The sequence below is a fragment of the Saccharospirillaceae bacterium genome (assembly GCA_022448365.1).
GTDB lineage: Bacteria > Pseudomonadota > Gammaproteobacteria > Pseudomonadales > Oceanobacteraceae > Bacterioplanoides.
On the sequence record JAKVCS010000003.1, the window covers coordinates 242,125 to 257,832 of the forward strand.

At 48.8% G+C, this 15,708-nt stretch carries 19 protein-coding genes; 13 read left to right on the top strand and 6 right to left on the bottom strand.

Translation table 11 applies throughout. The annotated features are described in order from the left end of the window. Window positions 1-96 precede the first annotated feature (96 nt). From MK185_04810 to MK185_04830, 5 genes are read left to right on the top strand one after another with little or no spacing between them, the layout of a single operon-like run. Window positions 97-777: a hypothetical protein gene (locus tag MK185_04810; protein ID MCH2039930.1), complete on the top strand. Its 681-nt coding sequence runs from the start codon at window positions 97-99 to the stop codon at window positions 775-777. A 31-nt stretch (window positions 778-808) separates the two neighbouring features. Next, the gene (locus MK185_04815) at window positions 809-1,438 is read left to right on the top strand and encodes a hypothetical protein (GenBank protein ID MCH2039931.1); all 630 of its coding nucleotides are present in this window, start codon (window positions 809-811) and stop codon (window positions 1,436-1,438) included. Beyond that, window positions 1,438-3,030, top strand: a complete 1,593-nt coding sequence (locus MK185_04820) for a DNA cytosine methyltransferase (protein ID MCH2039932.1) — start codon at window positions 1,438-1,440, stop codon at window positions 3,028-3,030. Before MK185_04815 ends, MK185_04820 begins: the two co-directional genes overlap by 1 nt. Next, entirely contained in the window at window positions 3,027-3,281 is a 255-nt protein-coding gene (locus MK185_04825; protein MCH2039933.1) for a pyocin activator PrtN family protein, read from the top strand. Before MK185_04820 ends, MK185_04825 begins: the two co-directional genes overlap by 4 nt. Next, the gene (locus MK185_04830; protein ID MCH2039934.1) at window positions 3,281-3,556 is read left to right on the top strand and encodes a hypothetical protein; all 276 of its coding nucleotides are present in this window, start codon (window positions 3,281-3,283) and stop codon (window positions 3,554-3,556) included. The genes MK185_04825 and MK185_04830 overlap by 1 nt, the downstream gene beginning before the upstream one ends. On the opposite strand, the gene MK185_04835 is transcribed toward MK185_04830, so the two are convergent. After that, window positions 3,553-4,719, bottom strand: a complete 1,167-nt coding sequence (locus MK185_04835; protein MCH2039935.1) for a tyrosine-type recombinase/integrase — start codon at window positions 4,717-4,719, stop codon at window positions 3,553-3,555. The genes MK185_04830 and MK185_04835 overlap by 4 nt on opposite strands. A gap of 149 nt (window positions 4,720-4,868) precedes the next feature. Here MK185_04835 and dusA point away from each other — a divergent pair, with 149 nt between their 5' ends. After that, the gene (gene dusA, locus MK185_04840; GenBank protein MCH2039936.1) at window positions 4,869-5,870 is read left to right on the top strand and encodes a tRNA dihydrouridine(20/20a) synthase DusA; all 1,002 of its coding nucleotides are present in this window, start codon (window positions 4,869-4,871) and stop codon (window positions 5,868-5,870) included. 21 nt (window positions 5,871-5,891) lie between these two features. Here dusA and MK185_04845 read toward each other — a convergent pair whose 3' ends face one another. Next, complete coding sequence (locus tag MK185_04845) at window positions 5,892-6,206, bottom strand: rhodanese-like domain-containing protein (GenBank protein MCH2039937.1); 315 nt, start codon at window positions 6,204-6,206, stop codon at window positions 5,892-5,894. Between the two features lie 134 nt (window positions 6,207-6,340). Here MK185_04845 and tal point away from each other — a divergent pair, with 134 nt between their 5' ends. Genes tal through MK185_04860 form a run of 3 tightly spaced genes read left to right on the top strand, consistent with a single transcriptional unit; the run spans window position 6,341 to window position 8,611 of the window. Beyond that, complete coding sequence (gene tal, locus MK185_04850) at window positions 6,341-7,300, top strand: transaldolase (protein MCH2039938.1); 960 nt, start codon at window positions 6,341-6,343, stop codon at window positions 7,298-7,300. Then, window positions 7,293-7,745, top strand: coding sequence for a TerB family tellurite resistance protein (locus tag MK185_04855; protein ID MCH2039939.1), 453 nt, complete (start codon window positions 7,293-7,295; stop codon window positions 7,743-7,745). Before tal ends, MK185_04855 begins: the two co-directional genes overlap by 8 nt. Beyond that, window positions 7,742-8,611, top strand: a complete 870-nt coding sequence (locus MK185_04860; GenBank protein ID MCH2039940.1) for a DNA replication terminus site-binding protein — start codon at window positions 7,742-7,744, stop codon at window positions 8,609-8,611. The genes MK185_04855 and MK185_04860 overlap by 4 nt, the downstream gene beginning before the upstream one ends. A gap of 17 nt (window positions 8,612-8,628) precedes the next feature. Here MK185_04860 and MK185_04865 read toward each other — a convergent pair whose 3' ends face one another. Continuing rightward, window positions 8,629-8,976 (bottom strand): hypothetical protein, encoded by a 348-nt coding sequence (locus MK185_04865; GenBank protein ID MCH2039941.1) that lies wholly within the window; start codon window positions 8,974-8,976, stop codon window positions 8,629-8,631. Window positions 8,977-9,458: 482 nt separating this feature from the next. On the opposite strand from MK185_04865, the gene MK185_04870 reads away from it, so the two are divergent. From MK185_04870 to MK185_04885, 4 genes are all read left to right on the top strand, one after another. Further along, window positions 9,459-10,382 (top strand): hypothetical protein, encoded by a 924-nt coding sequence (locus MK185_04870; protein ID MCH2039942.1) that lies wholly within the window; start codon window positions 9,459-9,461, stop codon window positions 10,380-10,382. Beyond that, complete coding sequence (locus MK185_04875; protein ID MCH2039943.1) at window positions 10,379-10,906, top strand: hypothetical protein; 528 nt, start codon at window positions 10,379-10,381, stop codon at window positions 10,904-10,906. Before MK185_04870 ends, MK185_04875 begins: the two co-directional genes overlap by 4 nt. Before the next feature lie 334 nt (window positions 10,907-11,240). Further along, entirely contained in the window at window positions 11,241-12,542 is a 1,302-nt protein-coding gene (locus MK185_04880; protein MCH2039944.1) for an ABC transporter substrate-binding protein, read from the top strand. Next, window positions 12,539-13,156 carry an RluA family pseudouridine synthase gene (locus MK185_04885; protein MCH2039945.1) on the top strand — a complete coding sequence of 206 codons (618 nt, stop codon included), beginning with the start codon at window positions 12,539-12,541 and terminating at the stop codon, window positions 13,154-13,156. Before MK185_04880 ends, MK185_04885 begins: the two co-directional genes overlap by 4 nt. Window positions 13,157-13,239: 83 nt before the next feature. Here the strand turns inward: MK185_04885 and MK185_04890 are convergent, their stop codons facing one another. From MK185_04890 to MK185_04900, 3 genes are read right to left on the bottom strand one after another with little or no spacing between them, the layout of a single operon-like run. Continuing rightward, the gene (locus MK185_04890) at window positions 13,240-13,953 is read right to left on the bottom strand and encodes a DUF1461 domain-containing protein (protein MCH2039946.1); all 714 of its coding nucleotides are present in this window, start codon (window positions 13,951-13,953) and stop codon (window positions 13,240-13,242) included. Next, window positions 13,950-14,825, bottom strand: a complete 876-nt coding sequence (locus tag MK185_04895; protein ID MCH2039947.1) for an alpha/beta hydrolase — start codon at window positions 14,823-14,825, stop codon at window positions 13,950-13,952. Before MK185_04895 ends, MK185_04890 begins: the two co-directional genes overlap by 4 nt. After that, window positions 14,822-15,637: an alpha/beta hydrolase gene (locus MK185_04900; GenBank protein MCH2039948.1), complete on the bottom strand. Its 816-nt coding sequence runs from the start codon at window positions 15,635-15,637 to the stop codon at window positions 14,822-14,824. The genes MK185_04895 and MK185_04900 overlap by 4 nt, the downstream gene beginning before the upstream one ends. Between the last annotated feature and the right edge of the window lie 71 nt (window positions 15,638-15,708).

The following is a 15,708-nucleotide window of genomic DNA, read 5'->3' on the forward strand; positions in this document are numbered from 1 at the left end:
CATGTATTTAACGCACAACCCGGTTCCGGCACCGGGATGGCGGCATGATGCTGCAAAACGCCGGGCAAATTCAGGACATAGGACAGGAATAAAACAATGCAAGAACTTAACAATGCAATCACCGAGCGCATGAATCACATGGTTGATTCCGGGAAGATTCAAGAGCTGATCGACAACCAGCTGGAGAGCTCCGTTAAGGGGATTCTGGATAGCAGCCTTCGTGAATACAGCGAATTCGGAAAAGCGGTAAAAGCGAAGCTCGAAACATCTCTCAGTAATGCGATTGAGAAAGTATCGTTCCCTGAATACTCGCACTTCATTAACAACCAGGTGCTGGCCCTGGTTGAGCAGAAGCTAAATGAAGCAGCAGTCGAAAACCTCAAAGAAAATCTGGAACAAATACTCCAGCCAGTTCCGAAACAAATCAAACCAGGTGAATTCCTCGGTGAAGTCGGACGATATTTCGATCACGAAAGCGAGGGGGTTGAGTTTGAAGACGGGCCTTACCTTCCTATTGAGTGGAACAAGCGAAACGACTCAGTTATTGAGTTAATAGTTAAAGATCACTTCAAGGTCACCTTCTTTGATCACTCGAATAAAAACGAGTGGTACATCGGTTACATCGAGGATGATTCCGGGCGTCACATCACTGCAGATCTTGGCGGAGCTACGCACACTTATGGGGTTATTGGCTACCTGTACAAGCTGTACTGCACCGGAACCAGATTCCCGGATCTGCACAAGATCACACACGAAGATTATATCTCAGTGGATTAATTAAACCGGAATTTAGGACAGGACAAAGACCATGCAATTAAACAAAACCGTGAAACAGAAAATCATCATCGGCCTGGGAAAAAAAATTCTCAAAGCAAAAGGCGAAGCCATTTGCGCAGAGGCCGATGCGTTTTTAATCAAAGCCTTCGATGCCGAGCATAAAGTGTTTAACGACATGCTGAAAGAGAAGCTCAGTAAAGAAGAATTGGAACGCTGCTTCAGCTACGGTGCAGAGCCATCCCTGATAGAAAAAACGCAAAATGGCCGAGGACAGTACATTCCATACCCGATCATTGAATTCTTCACCAGCAGAAACAACAAGGTGAAGATTGCCGGAAGGTATGGATGGGTTGATGCAACACTCTCCCATTACTTGAGCATCCGTCAGATTCAACACGGCGGTAATGTTCGCATGAGTAAAGAACACCCGTTGTGGGATGAATACAAAGCTCTACGCAGCAAAATGAATGACTTCCAAAAGCGTGGCGATGAAAAAATGCGGCAGCTGGAAGCGGTCATCATGCCTCAAAAAACAGACACCCGCTTGCTGGAGCTGCTGCCAGAAGCTGGCGAGTTCATCAAAGCCCCGGTTAAATCCACTGACATGGTGCCAATCGATACCGTTGAGGATATCCGCAAGGCACTGGGGGCTGCGGCATAATGCACGTATTTAACGCACAACCCGGCCAGCAGCAATTGCACATGCCGGAAAAGCTCCTGATCGATAACTTCGCAGGCGGTGGCGGCGCATCACTCGGAATGGAAATGGCTTTTGGTCGCCCGGTTGACGCAGCCATCAACCACAACGAAAAAGCCTTGGGGATGCACTACGCTAACCACCCAAACACCGACCATTACATTGAGTCAGTATGGGATGTCGATCCCCTCGCGGTAGCTGTGGGTCGTGCAGTAGAAGCTGCTTGGTTTTCTCCTGACTGCACACACCACAGCAAGGCCCGTGGCGGTAAACCGAAGAACAAAGAAATTCGCGGCCTAGCCTGGGTAGCAATTCGCTGGATGCTGGAAGTTCGCCCCGAAATCGTGCCGATAGAGAACGTCGAAGAGTTTCGCACCTGGGGGCCGCTGGATGCTGACGGCCATGCAATCAAAGAGCGAGCCGGAGAAACTTTCGATGCCTTCTGCAAAATCATCACCACCGGCATCGAAGAAAGCCACCCGGGCTATCTGGAGTGCTTGGAATTCCTGAAGCTGGAAGTCGGCAGCGCCAAAGCCCAAAAGCTGGCTGCTGGCTTGGGCTATGTTATCGACTTTCGTGAGTTACGCGCCTGTGATTTCGGGGCACCCACAACCCGTAAACGTTTCTTTATGGTTGCACGTTGTGACGGTTACCCGGTGGTCTGGCCAGAAGCTACGCACGGCAAACCAGATTCGATTGGCGTACAGAGCGGAAAGCAGCAGCCCTACATCACAGCCGCTGAATGCATTGACTGGTCAGTGCCGGTTAAATCCATATTCGGACGCACAAAACCACTGTCAGAAAACACCCTGAAGCGTATTGCACGCGGCATGGAAAAGTTTCTATTTAACAATGCTGATCCATTTGTATTGCCAGCCGAAAGCGTGGCGCCATTCATTACCGAATGCGCCAACGCCTCAAGTCAGCGCAACATGCCAGCAGACGAACCGCTGCGCACGATCACCGCACAAACCAAGGGCGGGACATTTGCACTGGTAACCGCGCACATTGAGCGCCAGTTCAGCACCAGCACTGGCAACGATATTAAAGCCCCGCTTGGCACTATCATGACTCAAGGCGCTGGAAAATCAGCACTGGTCACCGCCTTCTTAGCCAAGCACTACGGCGGCAATTACAGCGGCTCAGGCATTCCGATGAATGCGCCAACCGATACCATCACCACGACCGATCACCATGCGTTAGTGAATGCGTTTCTGGTGAAGTATTACAGCGAGGGAGGCCAGTGGGCTGACGTTCGCGACCCGATGCACACAATCCCAACAAAAGACCGTCTCGGCCTGGTAGTGGTTCGTGGTGACTTGTACCGCATCGTCGATATCGGCATGCGAATGCTGACCCCGGAAGAGCTATTTAAGGCGCAGGGATTTTTACCTGGTTATATCCATGACCACTACATCGATGCCAATGGTGAAAAACACCCTCTGACAAAAGCGGATCAGGTGCGCATGGTTGGCAATAGCGTGTCGCCACCGGTGGCCGCAGCAATCCTAAAAGCCAATATTGAAATCAGAAATCAAGTGGAGGTGGCAGCATGAATACCCTATACCTGGTAATGGCAGAATTTGAGGCTGCTGAAATCAAGCTTGAGCAGCTATGCGAAGAGCATTTCGGAATGGCACTACCCCAAGCAAAGCGCAAAGCAGCATCTTATGACCTGCCAGTACCGTTCTACAAAAAAACAGGGAAATCCGGTTATTACTGCCGCGCAACTGACTGGGCTGAGTACATAGATCACAACGCAGAAGCCGCTAGAAAGGAATGGCAGAAAATGAACGGGGTGGCGTAATGATCACCCCGAAAAAAGACAACCTAGAAGAAATGAAAACCAGAAACCAGCTGCTAACCCAGCGCCCAAGCGAAGACTGCGGTTGCCCAGAGGAAGAATGGATTATGAATAGCCTATTCATAATCATTCACCTAGAGGATGACGGCACAGGGCACGTATTTATGGACTGCGGAGACTGGGACAGCGACCAATTTTTCGAGGTAGACAACATGTCAGACCTTAGAATCAAGGCTGAAGAATGGGCAAATAGCTTTAAACACATAACGGAGTACTAACACTCACAAACCCTATCCAGCCACTCCCAATCAAGCCACTTATTGTATGGCTTCGACTTTTCCATTTGCGTATACCGGCGCAACGAATCCCAACTCTGATGACCAGTCACAGAGGCAACGCGGGGAATATCCCAGCGCTCGCCACTCCAGCCATCACGCTCAAAAAGCCAACTGGTCGCCTCATGCCTCAGATCATGAAAATGAAGGTTATCTGCCCCCTCATCCGAATCCCACAAACCAGCCTCATTCAGCAACCGCCTAAAGCGGTCGCCAATCGATCTCGAATAAACAGGAAAATACCTATCTTCACCCTCAATCACCGGCACACTCATTAACACTCGCCAAGCTTCATCAGGAACATACACCCAAACATCGTTACCCATTTTCTTAGTCGGATGCTTCATATCAGGAACCAAAACCCTTTGATTCTCATAATCCGTAAGCGACCGTCTCAAGCGCACTATTTCAGCCTGACGTCGACCTGAGAACATCGCAAAGACCATAATTTTTGCAATCGGAATAAGACCGCTACGATGCTTAGCCCACCCCTCACTGGACTTACGCTCTTTCCTCAATGCCAGCTCAACCAGGCGACTCATCTCATCAACAGTTGGCCTGCGGTCACGATAATCAGACTTCGCAATAATCCCGAGCTTCGACATTACACGCTGAGCAATTTCGATTTGAGAGTAATCAACCGGCACTCTCAGCAGCTCAGCAGAGACAGCAAACACCCCTTTAACATACAAGTAATGCTGATTCATTGTCGAAGGGCCAGCCCCCCAATTCTTGCAGTGCTCAATTAAGTCAGCCGCGACGACTTCAGAAGCGATCAATTGGCCAAATTCAGAACCTTTTATCTGAGCCAGTGTATCTGACTTAGTTCGCCCCCAGTCCTTCAATGGCTTCACAACATCAATATACTTCTGTATCAACTCAGCCACGGTTAAAGATTGAGCCTCGGCAGCACCAGAAATCAGCCCATCCAACACACCAGGCTCTGCTAACAACGCCTCTCGCTTAGCGGCCCACTGCTCGGCCAACCTTTTCTTCGGCCAAGTCTTAGACTCACGATGGACAACCTTACCCCCACGCTTAATGCGAATTTCGGCCGTATATGAGACACTGCCATCCTTTTTAGAGCGAGGGCGGATTGTTGCCATATCTGTTCTTCTCCGGTGCGACATTTTTAGTGCGACATTTTAAACAACCATAAATTGTCGCTCTTTTGTCGCACCTTGAACGCAAAAATACCCGAAAATACCTAAGAATGACACAACAACACGCAAACCAAGATCAGGCCAAAACCCGCATGAACGCTGGAAAACCCCGAAAATCCGTCAATCGCCGATTCAGCACCGCTCCGATGATGGACTGGAGCGACAGACACTGCCGCGCTTTCTGGCGCCAACTCAGCAAAGAAGCCCTGTTGTATACCGAAATGGTAACCACAGGAGCTTTGATTCATGGCAATCGCGAACGCTTCCTGCAATACAACGATATCGAACATCCGGTCGCCCTGCAGTTAGGCGGCTCGAACCCGGATGAGTTGGCTCAATGTGCAAAATTTGCAGAAGAATGGGGTTATGACGAAGTCAATCTGAACGTTGGCTGCCCCAGCGACCGGGTTCAAAACAACATGATTGGCGCATGCCTGATGGCCCATCCGCAGCTGGTAGCCGACTGCATTAAAGCAATGCAGGATGCATGCGACATCGAAGTAACAATCAAGCACCGTATCGGCATCGACGATATTGACAGTTACGAACACATGCGCAACTTCGTTGCCACCGTCGCTGAAACCGGCTGCAAATCGTTCACCGTGCATGCGCGCAAAGCAATTCTTCAAGGGCTTTCACCGAAAGAAAACCGCGACATTCCACCACTGCAATACCCACTGGTTTACCAGCTGAAGCAGGAATTTCCCGAGCTGGAAATCATTATTAACGGTGGCATTAAAACTCACGAAGAATGTGACGAACATCTTAAACAGGTTGATGGAGTCATGCTGGGCCGCGAGGCTTACCAAAACCCAGGCATTTTGATGCAGGCCGATGAGCGCTATTTCGATAAAGAAGCGATTGGGAACGCTGACTCTCTGGAAAATCGTATCCAGGCAGTACGTGACTTCTATCCCTACATTGAAGATCAACTCACCAATGGCGCCACACTGCATTACATCAGCCGACATATGCTGGGATTGTTCAACGGCATGAAAGGTGCGCGTCAGTTCCGCCGTCACCTGAGTGAAAATGCGTTCAAAAAAGAATCCGGCATCGATGTAATGGAAACAGCACTCAGCTTTGTTGAATAGACTCAGCGCTGCTTTTTCGTATCAGAGCGGCCCACCGTAGCGCTGTGCATCTTCAAAACCACCAATGTTTTTAACATTGGTGTAACCCTGCTGTTGCAGCTGCTCCAGAGCAAACGTGGCACGACGACCTGAGCGACAATAAAGCAAAACCTCTGCGCCCTTATCAAGCTTGAGTGCTTTAATCCCCTCAACGATATCACTGTGAGGGATATTGTGCGCACCTTCAATGTGACCACCAGAGAATTCCCCAGCACTGCGCACATCGATCCATACCGGATCGCCTGCCCATGAAACCAAACTAAAAAGCACAACCAAAAGGGCACTGAACATTTTCATCATATTTCTCCAAGTAATTGTCTGAGTTGACTTTTTTTAACCAAAGAGATTTGCAAACGCATTGACCTGAGTCGCTGCTTAAGAGAATCTAAGCTTTGTCTTTTTATTTATTAACACAGGATTCAGGAAATAGCATGAGCAAACTGGACGCCCTGAGAGATATGACCATAGTCGTGGCTGACACCGGCGATATTGAAGCGATTCGCCAACACCAGCCCGTCGACGCCACCACTAACCCATCTCTTATTCTTAAAGCTGCGCAGCTTGATGCCTATCAACCTCTTCTGAGAGAAGCGATTGAATGGGCAAGCCAATGCAAAAACTCTGAATCCCTGGTTGCTAACGCCAGCGATAAACTTGCGGTCAGCATTGGATGTGAAATCCTGGATATCATTCCCGGATTAATCTCTACCGAAGTTGATGCACGCTTATCATTCGATCGCGATGCCACCATCGCCAAAGCCCGTAAAATCATTCAGATGTATCACGATGCCGGCATCAGCAAAGACCGTATTCTGATTAAAATCGCCTCGACCTGGGAAGGCATTCAGGCCGCCAGAATTCTTGAGTCAGAGGGTATTCATTGCAACCTGACATTGCTGTTCAACTTCAGCCAAGCCGTTGCCTGTGCGGAAGCGAGGGTTACCCTGATTTCGCCATTCGTCGGCCGTATCCTTGATTGGTACAAGTCTAACAAGCCGGAACAAGACTATTCAGGTAGTCATGATCCTGGCGTTCAGTCAGTTTCTCAAATTTATAACTATTACAAGCAACATGGTTATAAGACCGTTGTTATGGGTGCCAGTTTCCGTAATACCGGAGAAATAGAACAACTCGCTGGCTGCGACAAATTAACCATCAGCCCAGACTTATTGGAGCAGCTCAGCAATGACCTGACCCCCCTGCCTCGGGTGCTATCCCCCGATAACACCGCGGTCCAAACCGAAAAAGTCAGCATGAGTGAAGCCGAATTCCGCTGGGCAATGAATCAGGACACGATGGCTTGCGAGAAACTGTCTGATGGCATTCGCCGTTTTGCAGCAGATCAGCAAGCGCTGGAAGACAAACTGAGTCAGATTGCGAAGAATGCTTAATTCTCTTTTCGAACTGTTTAAACAGCCGCAACCACAACGCAGTGAACACAGCCTGGCGTTAGCATCCGCTGCGTTACTGGTGGAAATTATGCGCGCTGACCATGAAATTGATGACATTGAAAAGCACACGTTGGTTGTGGCACTGCAACGCTCACTTGGATTGTCTCTCGAAGAGGCGACCCATTTGATGCAGGAAGCCATCGAGCTAACTGACGCATCAAACGACCTGCAGCAGTTCACCAAAGTTATTCATTCTCAGTGCGACGCTGGTGAAAAATTCACATTGCTCAGTAACCTCTGGCGGGTCGCTTACGCCAGCGACGGACTTGATAAATATGAAGAGCATATGATTCGACGGATATCTGAGCTGCTTTACATACCACACAGTGATTTTATCCGCGCCAAACTTGCGGTACGCGACGCTGTAAACGGAGACCCGCATTGATCAGCGACCTTATTGAAGAGTTCAGTCAACTTACCAACTTGCTGACACAACTCAGGGTTCATTTGCTCAATAACCGTCCACATCATTACTTTCCGCTATCAGATAACGAACGCACAGTCTGCGATGATACATTGCAGCACGCTTGTGATTTGTTATCTGACCTGTGGTATCAAGACAATCAAGATGGTCGAGAAACACGTACACGTCATGGGCTTATTCTGGCTGACGAGCGCACCATCGATCTGATTGGGCAAATAAACCAACAAAAGGATTGCTTCCGCCTGGCAGTCAATGAGGAAAAGCAAAGCCTGGATGCTGAGCAGTGGCTTGCCCGTCAGCATCAGCTTGGCAGGCAGTCGCAATCCTTGCGAACCAGTCTGACCTTTGCCGGCTTGCAGAGAGTGCACCTGAAGCAAAGCTACCGTCACATTCCATTGCTTTCACAGAAACCCACAAAGGTTGGCTTCAGCTGGTATAACAACGGCCGCTCTATAAAGAAGATATCTCACAGCCAGGCACAGGAACTGTTGCTTGATCTAGGTGAAGAAAAGACGCACATCCAAGTGCAACTGCAAACACTTGCAAAATTATCGGCTAATACGCAGCTCGCCAGAGTTCAATTGCTGGCACCTACCATGCGTGCAAATCTGGTATTCAACAGCGGCGAAGATACTCTGCGAAGAGCAATGAATTCTCCTCTTCCATTATTCATTCCTGCTACTCATGAAAATGATCAGTCATTACCAGAATTCAATCGAATCGGTTTATTACCACCTACCGGCAGGACGCGTATATCAAGAAGGGACAACAGGATTACCGAAGAAGCGATATTACCAAGCATTCGCGCTTTCGGTTACTCAGACTGATTAAACAGCGGGCCTATTCACCCGACCAATTGCTCAGATTCAACTTCAATCTGGTCTGAAGCGATATGATGCGCGATCTGGTGATAACCAGACGGGGAGAGGTTAGCAAAGCGAATAGAAACATGGCAATGATCCTGGGAAACACGTCGCACTGAATGGATTGTACCCTGCCCGGAAATATGATCTTTGCTTTTATAAGGGCGAAGATTTAATTCAAGATCAAAACGAATATAGCGCCCGGACGCATCACGAAAACACTCCGTCTGATCCATCGGCATATGAACGTCTATACCGAGAGGACTAATTTCTAGTACAGCACCTTTAAATAATATGTTATCGGTATGTTTCAGCGTTATCTGAATCATGAATATATCCATCAGAACTCAAAACTGTCCTGACCTTAGCGTATATATGTTCAAATTCCAACCAATTAACAATACTCTCAGGTTAGGCTTCGTAGCGTATTGTTTCGGTATGTTGTGACCACCGATATGAATAGTGATTGTTTTGACCGTAATAAATCAACGCCTCACCTGACTTTACAGCATACTTTGGGGGATTTGTGCCTGCATATTAACGATGACCAAAATAAAGCGACCCTCATTCCGAGAATTCAATATTTGACCATTAAAAACAATAGGTTAGATACCACAACAGCAACACTTAATTGTCCTTTAACCACCTCACAGAGTACAATCTGCGATCTTATTACAATTAAAAAGTCGTTCTCATGACAATCCGTTCAATATTTAAAATGGCATCATTGATGGCCATAATGATGCTCGCTGCATGCTCCAGCAAATTGCAACTTCCAACTTATGAAGATGCAAGCCAATCAAGAGCACTAATGGATGATTCTTTATCAATCCAATACCTTGGCGTAGGTGGTCACATTATGTCCTACAAAGGTACTCGCATAATGACTGCCCCGTCATTCAGCAACCCCCACTTCATGTTTGCCGGGCCATTCTTCCCGATGTCAGTCAATGAAGAAAAAGTGGACAAATTTATTCCGGATGTTTCCGATGTTGAGATGATCCTGGTGGGGCATGCACATTATGATCATTTACTCGATGTGCCTTACGTAATGGACCGCTACGCGCGCAAAGCGCATGTATATGGTTCTAATACCATGGCAAATACTCTGCTTCCTGTTATGAAGAAAGAGCGGGTTCACGCACTTAACGACAAGATGGGTAGCATCGAGCGCGAAGGTGAATGGATCTACAGTCTTAGTGGTAAAGTTCGCATCATGCCACTCAAAGCCAGCCACGCGCCGCACATCATGGGCATCAAGTTTATGGGAGGTAATCACGACAAGCCATTGAGTAATCTTCCATGGCATGCGTTCGGCTGGAAAGAAGGCCAGACCCTGGCATTTATTATCGACTTTTTGGATGACGATAAAACCGTTGCTCATCGTATTTTCTATCAGGATGCGGCAAGCAGCGAGCCTGATGGCCTGGTACCCGTAATGGCCGATGGCAAAGCAATTGATATCGCAATCCTCTGTCCGGCAGCCTTCACTCAAGTGGATCACTACCCAGAATCAATCGTTACAAACACTGAGGCTCAACACTTTATCCTGGGCCACTGGGAAGATTTCTTTGCAAATAATCTGGCCGGTGAGCAGCGCTTTGTTCGCCTGACTAATCAGCATGAATTTATTGAACGGCTCGAAGGTTCCATGCCGTCGGACAGTACCTGGACGCTGCCGGCACTCTTCAGCACTCAGCACTTCGCTAAAAACGGGATTATTCGCAAACCATGACTGCCGTAGTATTAATGACACATGCAACGCAACGAGCCGCCTGGTGTGCAGCGGTTGCTAAAATCAACCGCGCTCATCTGGAATTCTGGTGTGAGCGCAATGAGTATCCCGCAGCTCCTTTTATAAAACTCAGCAATAAACTGGATGCCTACCTCAAAGGTGAGCTGAAGTCACTGGCAAACCTGGAGCGATTTCATGCCGCATTTGCTGATTGGCGCAATGATTTACCGGGAGACGACAATCTCGCTTATCGTATTGCGGAACTGGTTTGTTCTGCGCTGTACTCCGGGGTTGAGGCCATTCTCGATCCTGAGTGTGATGACACTGTGCTACTGAGCGCCAATATTGAGGACCTTTATCAGGAGTTGGCGTCTCTGAGTGATCATTCTGACGAACTGCAGGAATACTGGTTGGAAATTCAGCAAGCCCTGAACGAAACGCTAGCTGACTCAAAGTCTACCCCTATAAGCAGGGACTATTTTGATCTGCTGAAGCAAGTCGATACTTCGTTGTTTGGCCTGTGACGCAAAATTAAGCTGCAATTCTCACTGATAAAACGCCAATACAGCTCAGTGCATTGCAGAGTGGTATCCCGATTGCCTGAGACTGGCGAAGCAGCGGTAGGAACTCAGCTTCCACGGTCGCTCAGCCGATGACAACGTTGGTGACCAGACAAGGTTACACGATGCTCTTTTTATATCGCCACTGTCACGATTCACCATTGGCTGCAGCCCATTAGCTTGAACACGCCAAGTTGATTAAGAATTTGCTAAGTAAGTCGCAGTAAAGTGGCTTGGCAAGACAAGACAGCTTATCTATAGTGCCCGGACAACAAGTAAAAGCAATAACGAGGACTTTATGAAAAAGGCACTGCTCTGTGGTTGGGTGATAGTTACCAGCCTGTTTGCCTTGGTCAGTCATGCCGAACAGGATGTTCCCCGCCAGCTGGTGGAAAGTGCATCTCAACAAATGACAGAACGCCTGATTGCCGACCGCCAGATGGTTCAGTCTCAGGATTATTACGTGGAACAACTGGTCGACGAACTGTTACTACCCGTAGTCGATCACGTTTATATGTCCAAGCGCGTTCTTGGTAAGCACTGGCGTCGCGCATCCAAAGATCAGCAGAAAGCTTTCGTGGCCGCCTTCAAACAAAAGGTCATCCGCACGTATGCCGGGGCCTTCAAGGCCTTTAATGGTGAGGAGATTCGCTTCGACGAATCCCGTTTGAACAAGAAGGGAAATCAGGCACTGCTGAAAAGCCAGATCGTGCGAATTGGGGCTGCGAATATCCGGGTCGACTACAAACTCTACTTCAAGAAGGGTAACTGGCGTGTATTTGATGTCATCATTGAAGGCGTCAGCCTGACCAAAAGCTTTCGTGATCAGGTCAGCATGAGTATCGAACAAGATGGGCTGGCAAAAGCTATTTCCAAGCTGGCTGACGAATACAAGAGCGAAGCCCCCCAGGTAAAGCTCGGGGGACACGCGTGGGGACCGTATCTGGGTAAACATCTGCCCAACTACGGCCTGGCAGCAGATATTGTGACTGCTGCCTTCACGCGTGTCGGCTATCAAGTCACAATCGAATTTATGCCTTGGTCAAGAGTGGTTGAAGAATCTGCTAACGGAGAACTCGATGGTTCCATTGCTACCTGGCACACCCCAGAGAGGGCTGAGTCGCTCTACTTCTCAGACTCTTATGTAGATAATAAATTAGTCTTCATCAAACGCAGCAACGATCCGTTTGAATTTCAGGGCGCTGTACAAGCGCAACAATCAATTGCCAATAAAGGCTATCGCCTTGGAATCATTGATGACTTTGCCTACGGCAAAGAGTTTGATCAGGTGAAATCGCTGTTCAACCTAGAGGTCAGAGAGTACTGCTCCCAGCTGTTTCGCGATGTCGCCAATAAGAATCTGGACCTGGCATTGGTCGATCACTGGGTTGCTGACACCGAACTGACCAATAAGAAACATATCGCAGAGCATCTTATGCGGGTAGTCGGCACACTGGCCTCACGCTCTCTCCATGTCACCATTCCAAAGTCCAGTAAAAATGGCAAAACCTTGATTGACGCCTTCAATACCGGATTGGCACAACTCAAGCAAGATGGCACATACCAACAACTGCTGGAGCAACATCAGTTCCCACAATGACAGATTTAGAAGTACTGTTCTTCGATGACGACATCGTCGTGATCAACAAACCTTCCGGCTTATTAAGTGTTCCGGGACGATACGAACCAGATTGCGCAGTCAGTCGCCTGGAGCAGCAATTCGGAACAATTCTGGTAATACACCGACTGGACATGGACACCTCAGGCATCCTGGTCTTCGCACGCAACAAGATTGCCCAGGCCAATATCCAGCGCCAATTTGAGCGACAGACAACCCGAAAGGTTTATGAAGCACTGGTCTATGGTCAGGTGAAAGGTAATTGGGGCTGCATTAACATGCCGATTATTGTTGATTGGCCCAACCGACCGCTGCAGATGATCAGCCATACTGAGGGCCGTTATGCCCTAACCCGCTGGCAGAAACAATCGAACGAAGGCGAATATTGCCGGGTGAGACTACTTCCTAAAACCGGCCGTTCCCATCAACTAAGGATCCATATGCAACAACTGGGTCATCCTATTGTTGGGGATTCGTTATACGCCACTGGCCGCGACCACACCAATAAACGGCTATGCCTGCATGCAAGGGAACTGGATTTCGATCACCCGGTCACGACAGAGCGAATGGTGTTTTTATGCAAGGCGGCATTTTGAGTTTCAGCCAGCTGCCGCGCCAGCTCAGCTCTCGTTATCGTCAGTTCCCGCAACGCTTAATACTCTGAAGCGCCATTGCCGGATCAGGCGGTACGGCAGTATCGTCGCAACGCAGCAATGTATAAGGCGAACAACACAAGCGCCAGAAAAATCATCGCCAAGGCAATACCACCGAAAATCACTGGCGCCTTCATCAAGGTCGTCATCAGGGAATCCTGATAATAAAAGAACCATTCATGATCTGGTGGAAACATCCAGACATGCATCTGATAAAACACAGTTTTCGGTCCAATTAAAAACGTCATAACAGTCAGAACCGCCATAAGGCCGAGCAGAAGACCGAGCTGCTGAAACCAAGCAGGCTGACTGCCCGAACGCAACAATAGAATAACCAACAATAGAGCGGTCAATACTGCGCTGAATCCGAATACCTGAAAGGCATCCACCAGATTGGCAACGTCCTGTAAATGAACGATCTCTGGGCTGCGCATTAAAACAACGGACTGTTCACCCCTCTGAAAAGCAATTTGTGCGAGTCCCTCACCCTGGTGGTGAACGCCGTGTACAATTTCAGCAAACATGCGCTCATGATCATCTCGATCGACAAGCTCCAGCCCTGAAATGTACCTGTTCTGTGGACCAAACTTATCAATATGCCGTTCGATGTCGTAGATATCGTAAAACCAGCGATAGCCATAGTCCTGGCTGGCCAGCAGATTCCAACTAAAAAATAAAGCTGCAACAAAGCCAGCCAGCAAGGCCACAAACCACAGCACTGCTTGCAAACGACGGATCATAACTGCACCTCTGTCAAAAATTGTGACACCTGTTGAGCAACGTCCACGGCCGTAGACTCCTCCAGATGAAAGTGGTGATGGCCATCAATAGTTACAAAGTGCTTTTTCGTTAAGTACGACAGACGCAGATCAAACATCGATTTTGGAATAAAGCTATGACTTGCGCGAATAACAAGTACCTCACAGACAATCTGGTTGAAAAAACCTCGCACCATGTCTTCCGTCATTCTTACCTTTGAGGCGTGGCGCAATCTCGGGTCGGTGCGCCAGCTAAACCCATCCCCTGAAGCTGTGAGGTTCCGTTCCACTACTGGACGAATACAGTGCTGTGATAATACCGGATCTTTCGCCGTTCTTGCCTCAAGTGCCTTCTCCACCGAAGCATAGAGCCCTGTTCGGCTGCCACGCCCCTTTCTGCGGATAACATCCTCAACCCCCTTCCTTAGCTGCTCCGCAACCTGACTCGGCGGCGTAGACAATGGACCTATCGCATCCAATGCCGACACAGACAATACCTGCTCCGGGAAACTGGCTGCACAGATAAATGCCGTTGCAGCACCCATCGAATGCCCTACCAAATGCGCTTTTGAATCAAGTTGCCGCAATACCTCCACAATCGCTGTGGTTGTTTCCCAGATGTAATAATCACCACCATCCGCGAGCCAGTCTGAATGACCGTGCCCCGGCAGATCCAGTGCCAGTAAGCGATATCCGTCAGCAACGACAGCCGGTGCAAATCGATCAAAGCTGGCTGCGTTATCAAGCCAACCATGCAGCGCGACAACAACCGGAGCATCCGAGTTCTGCCAGTCTCCCCATTCAACACCGGCAATGCAGCCCCCAGCCGTATCGAATACCTTGTCTTGTTTCATAACATCTCTTCCAACAACTGAAGAATCAGATCGGCGGTTGCATGGGGGTGCTCCAACGGAAACATATGACCTCCGGGTAACCAGCACAGTTTCATGCCAACCTTACTTTTCATTCTTGCGCCATTGGATGGCCAGAACACGTCACTGTTACGCCCGGCAATAACCGCAGATGGCATCGCCAGTGGTTTATCGCTGCGCACGTTATGTGGGATTGTGCGATAGATTTTCATTTCAGTGTCCGGGTCGAAGCGCAATCTCACGCCTTTCTCAGGGTCGTCTGCATTGACGTATTCAGTCCCCGCACTGACATAATTACGCAGAGATTCCGGGTGAAAACGTTTCATCAGTGATTTGCCAGAGAAATATTCCATCGCCTCCTGCTGATCTGACCAATGCTGTCGTCTACCATCGGTGCGCCCCGCTGGCGTAACACGGTCCGCCAGATTCCAGCGTTTTAACATCCTGAAGCCGAACGCCTGCATTGGCGTCAGAACTGGCGCATCAAGCATTATTAACCCCTTGATAAGGTCAGGTCGATGACGCGCCACCATATAACTGAGCAGGCCGCCTAACGAGTGACCCACCGCAATCACAGGCCTTGAGTAGTTTTGCTCAAAGTAATGCGTGAGCTCCTGTTCAAGTTCAGCCCAGTTATCAGTAACCGGGTATTGAGGCTGATGCCCAAGCCGATCGATTGTTCTGACATCATAATGTTCAGCCAATTGATCCAGTAAGGTTTGATAACTCCCGGCAGGAAAGCCATTGGCATGTGAGAAATGCAGGATGTCAGGAAAATCAGATTGAGACTTCATGATTGGCCAAGGTTATAAGCAAAAGCCGGAAGCTACCTTTTGCTTATTCAGATGACAAGGGGAATTGGGGA

Coding starts and splice junctions, on each gene's coding strand:
- MK185_04830 (MCH2039934.1), top strand. CDS start 3,281: ATGATCACCCCGAAAAAAGACAACCTAGAAGAAATGAAAACCAGAAAC.
- MK185_04875 (MCH2039943.1), top strand. CDS start 10,379: ATGACTGCCGTAGTATTAATGACACATGCAACGCAACGAGCCGCCTGG.
- MK185_04865 (MCH2039941.1), bottom strand. CDS start 8,976: ATGATTCAGATAACGCTGAAACATACCGATAACATATTATTTAAAGGT.
- MK185_04900 (MCH2039948.1), bottom strand. CDS start 15,637: ATGAAGTCTCAATCTGATTTTCCTGACATCCTGCATTTCTCACATGCC.
- MK185_04815 (MCH2039931.1), top strand. CDS start 809: ATGCAATTAAACAAAACCGTGAAACAGAAAATCATCATCGGCCTGGGA.
- MK185_04880 (MCH2039944.1), top strand. CDS start 11,241: ATGAAAAAGGCACTGCTCTGTGGTTGGGTGATAGTTACCAGCCTGTTT.
- MK185_04870 (MCH2039942.1), top strand. CDS start 9,459: ATGGATGATTCTTTATCAATCCAATACCTTGGCGTAGGTGGTCACATT.
- tal (MCH2039938.1), top strand. CDS start 6,341: ATGAGCAAACTGGACGCCCTGAGAGATATGACCATAGTCGTGGCTGAC.
- MK185_04810 (MCH2039930.1), top strand. CDS start 97: ATGCAAGAACTTAACAATGCAATCACCGAGCGCATGAATCACATGGTT.
- MK185_04885 (MCH2039945.1), top strand. CDS start 12,539: ATGACAGATTTAGAAGTACTGTTCTTCGATGACGACATCGTCGTGATC.
- dusA (MCH2039936.1), top strand. CDS start 4,869: ATGAACGCTGGAAAACCCCGAAAATCCGTCAATCGCCGATTCAGCACC.
- MK185_04820 (MCH2039932.1), top strand. CDS start 1,438: ATGCACGTATTTAACGCACAACCCGGCCAGCAGCAATTGCACATGCCG.
- MK185_04855 (MCH2039939.1), top strand. CDS start 7,293: ATGCTTAATTCTCTTTTCGAACTGTTTAAACAGCCGCAACCACAACGC.
- MK185_04825 (MCH2039933.1), top strand. CDS start 3,027: ATGAATACCCTATACCTGGTAATGGCAGAATTTGAGGCTGCTGAAATC.
- MK185_04895 (MCH2039947.1), bottom strand. CDS start 14,825: ATGAAACAAGACAAGGTATTCGATACGGCTGGGGGCTGCATTGCCGGT.
- MK185_04835 (MCH2039935.1), bottom strand. CDS start 4,719: ATGGCAACAATCCGCCCTCGCTCTAAAAAGGATGGCAGTGTCTCATAT.
- MK185_04890 (MCH2039946.1), bottom strand. CDS start 13,953: ATGATCCGTCGTTTGCAAGCAGTGCTGTGGTTTGTGGCCTTGCTGGCT.
- MK185_04845 (MCH2039937.1), bottom strand. CDS start 6,206: ATGAAAATGTTCAGTGCCCTTTTGGTTGTGCTTTTTAGTTTGGTTTCA.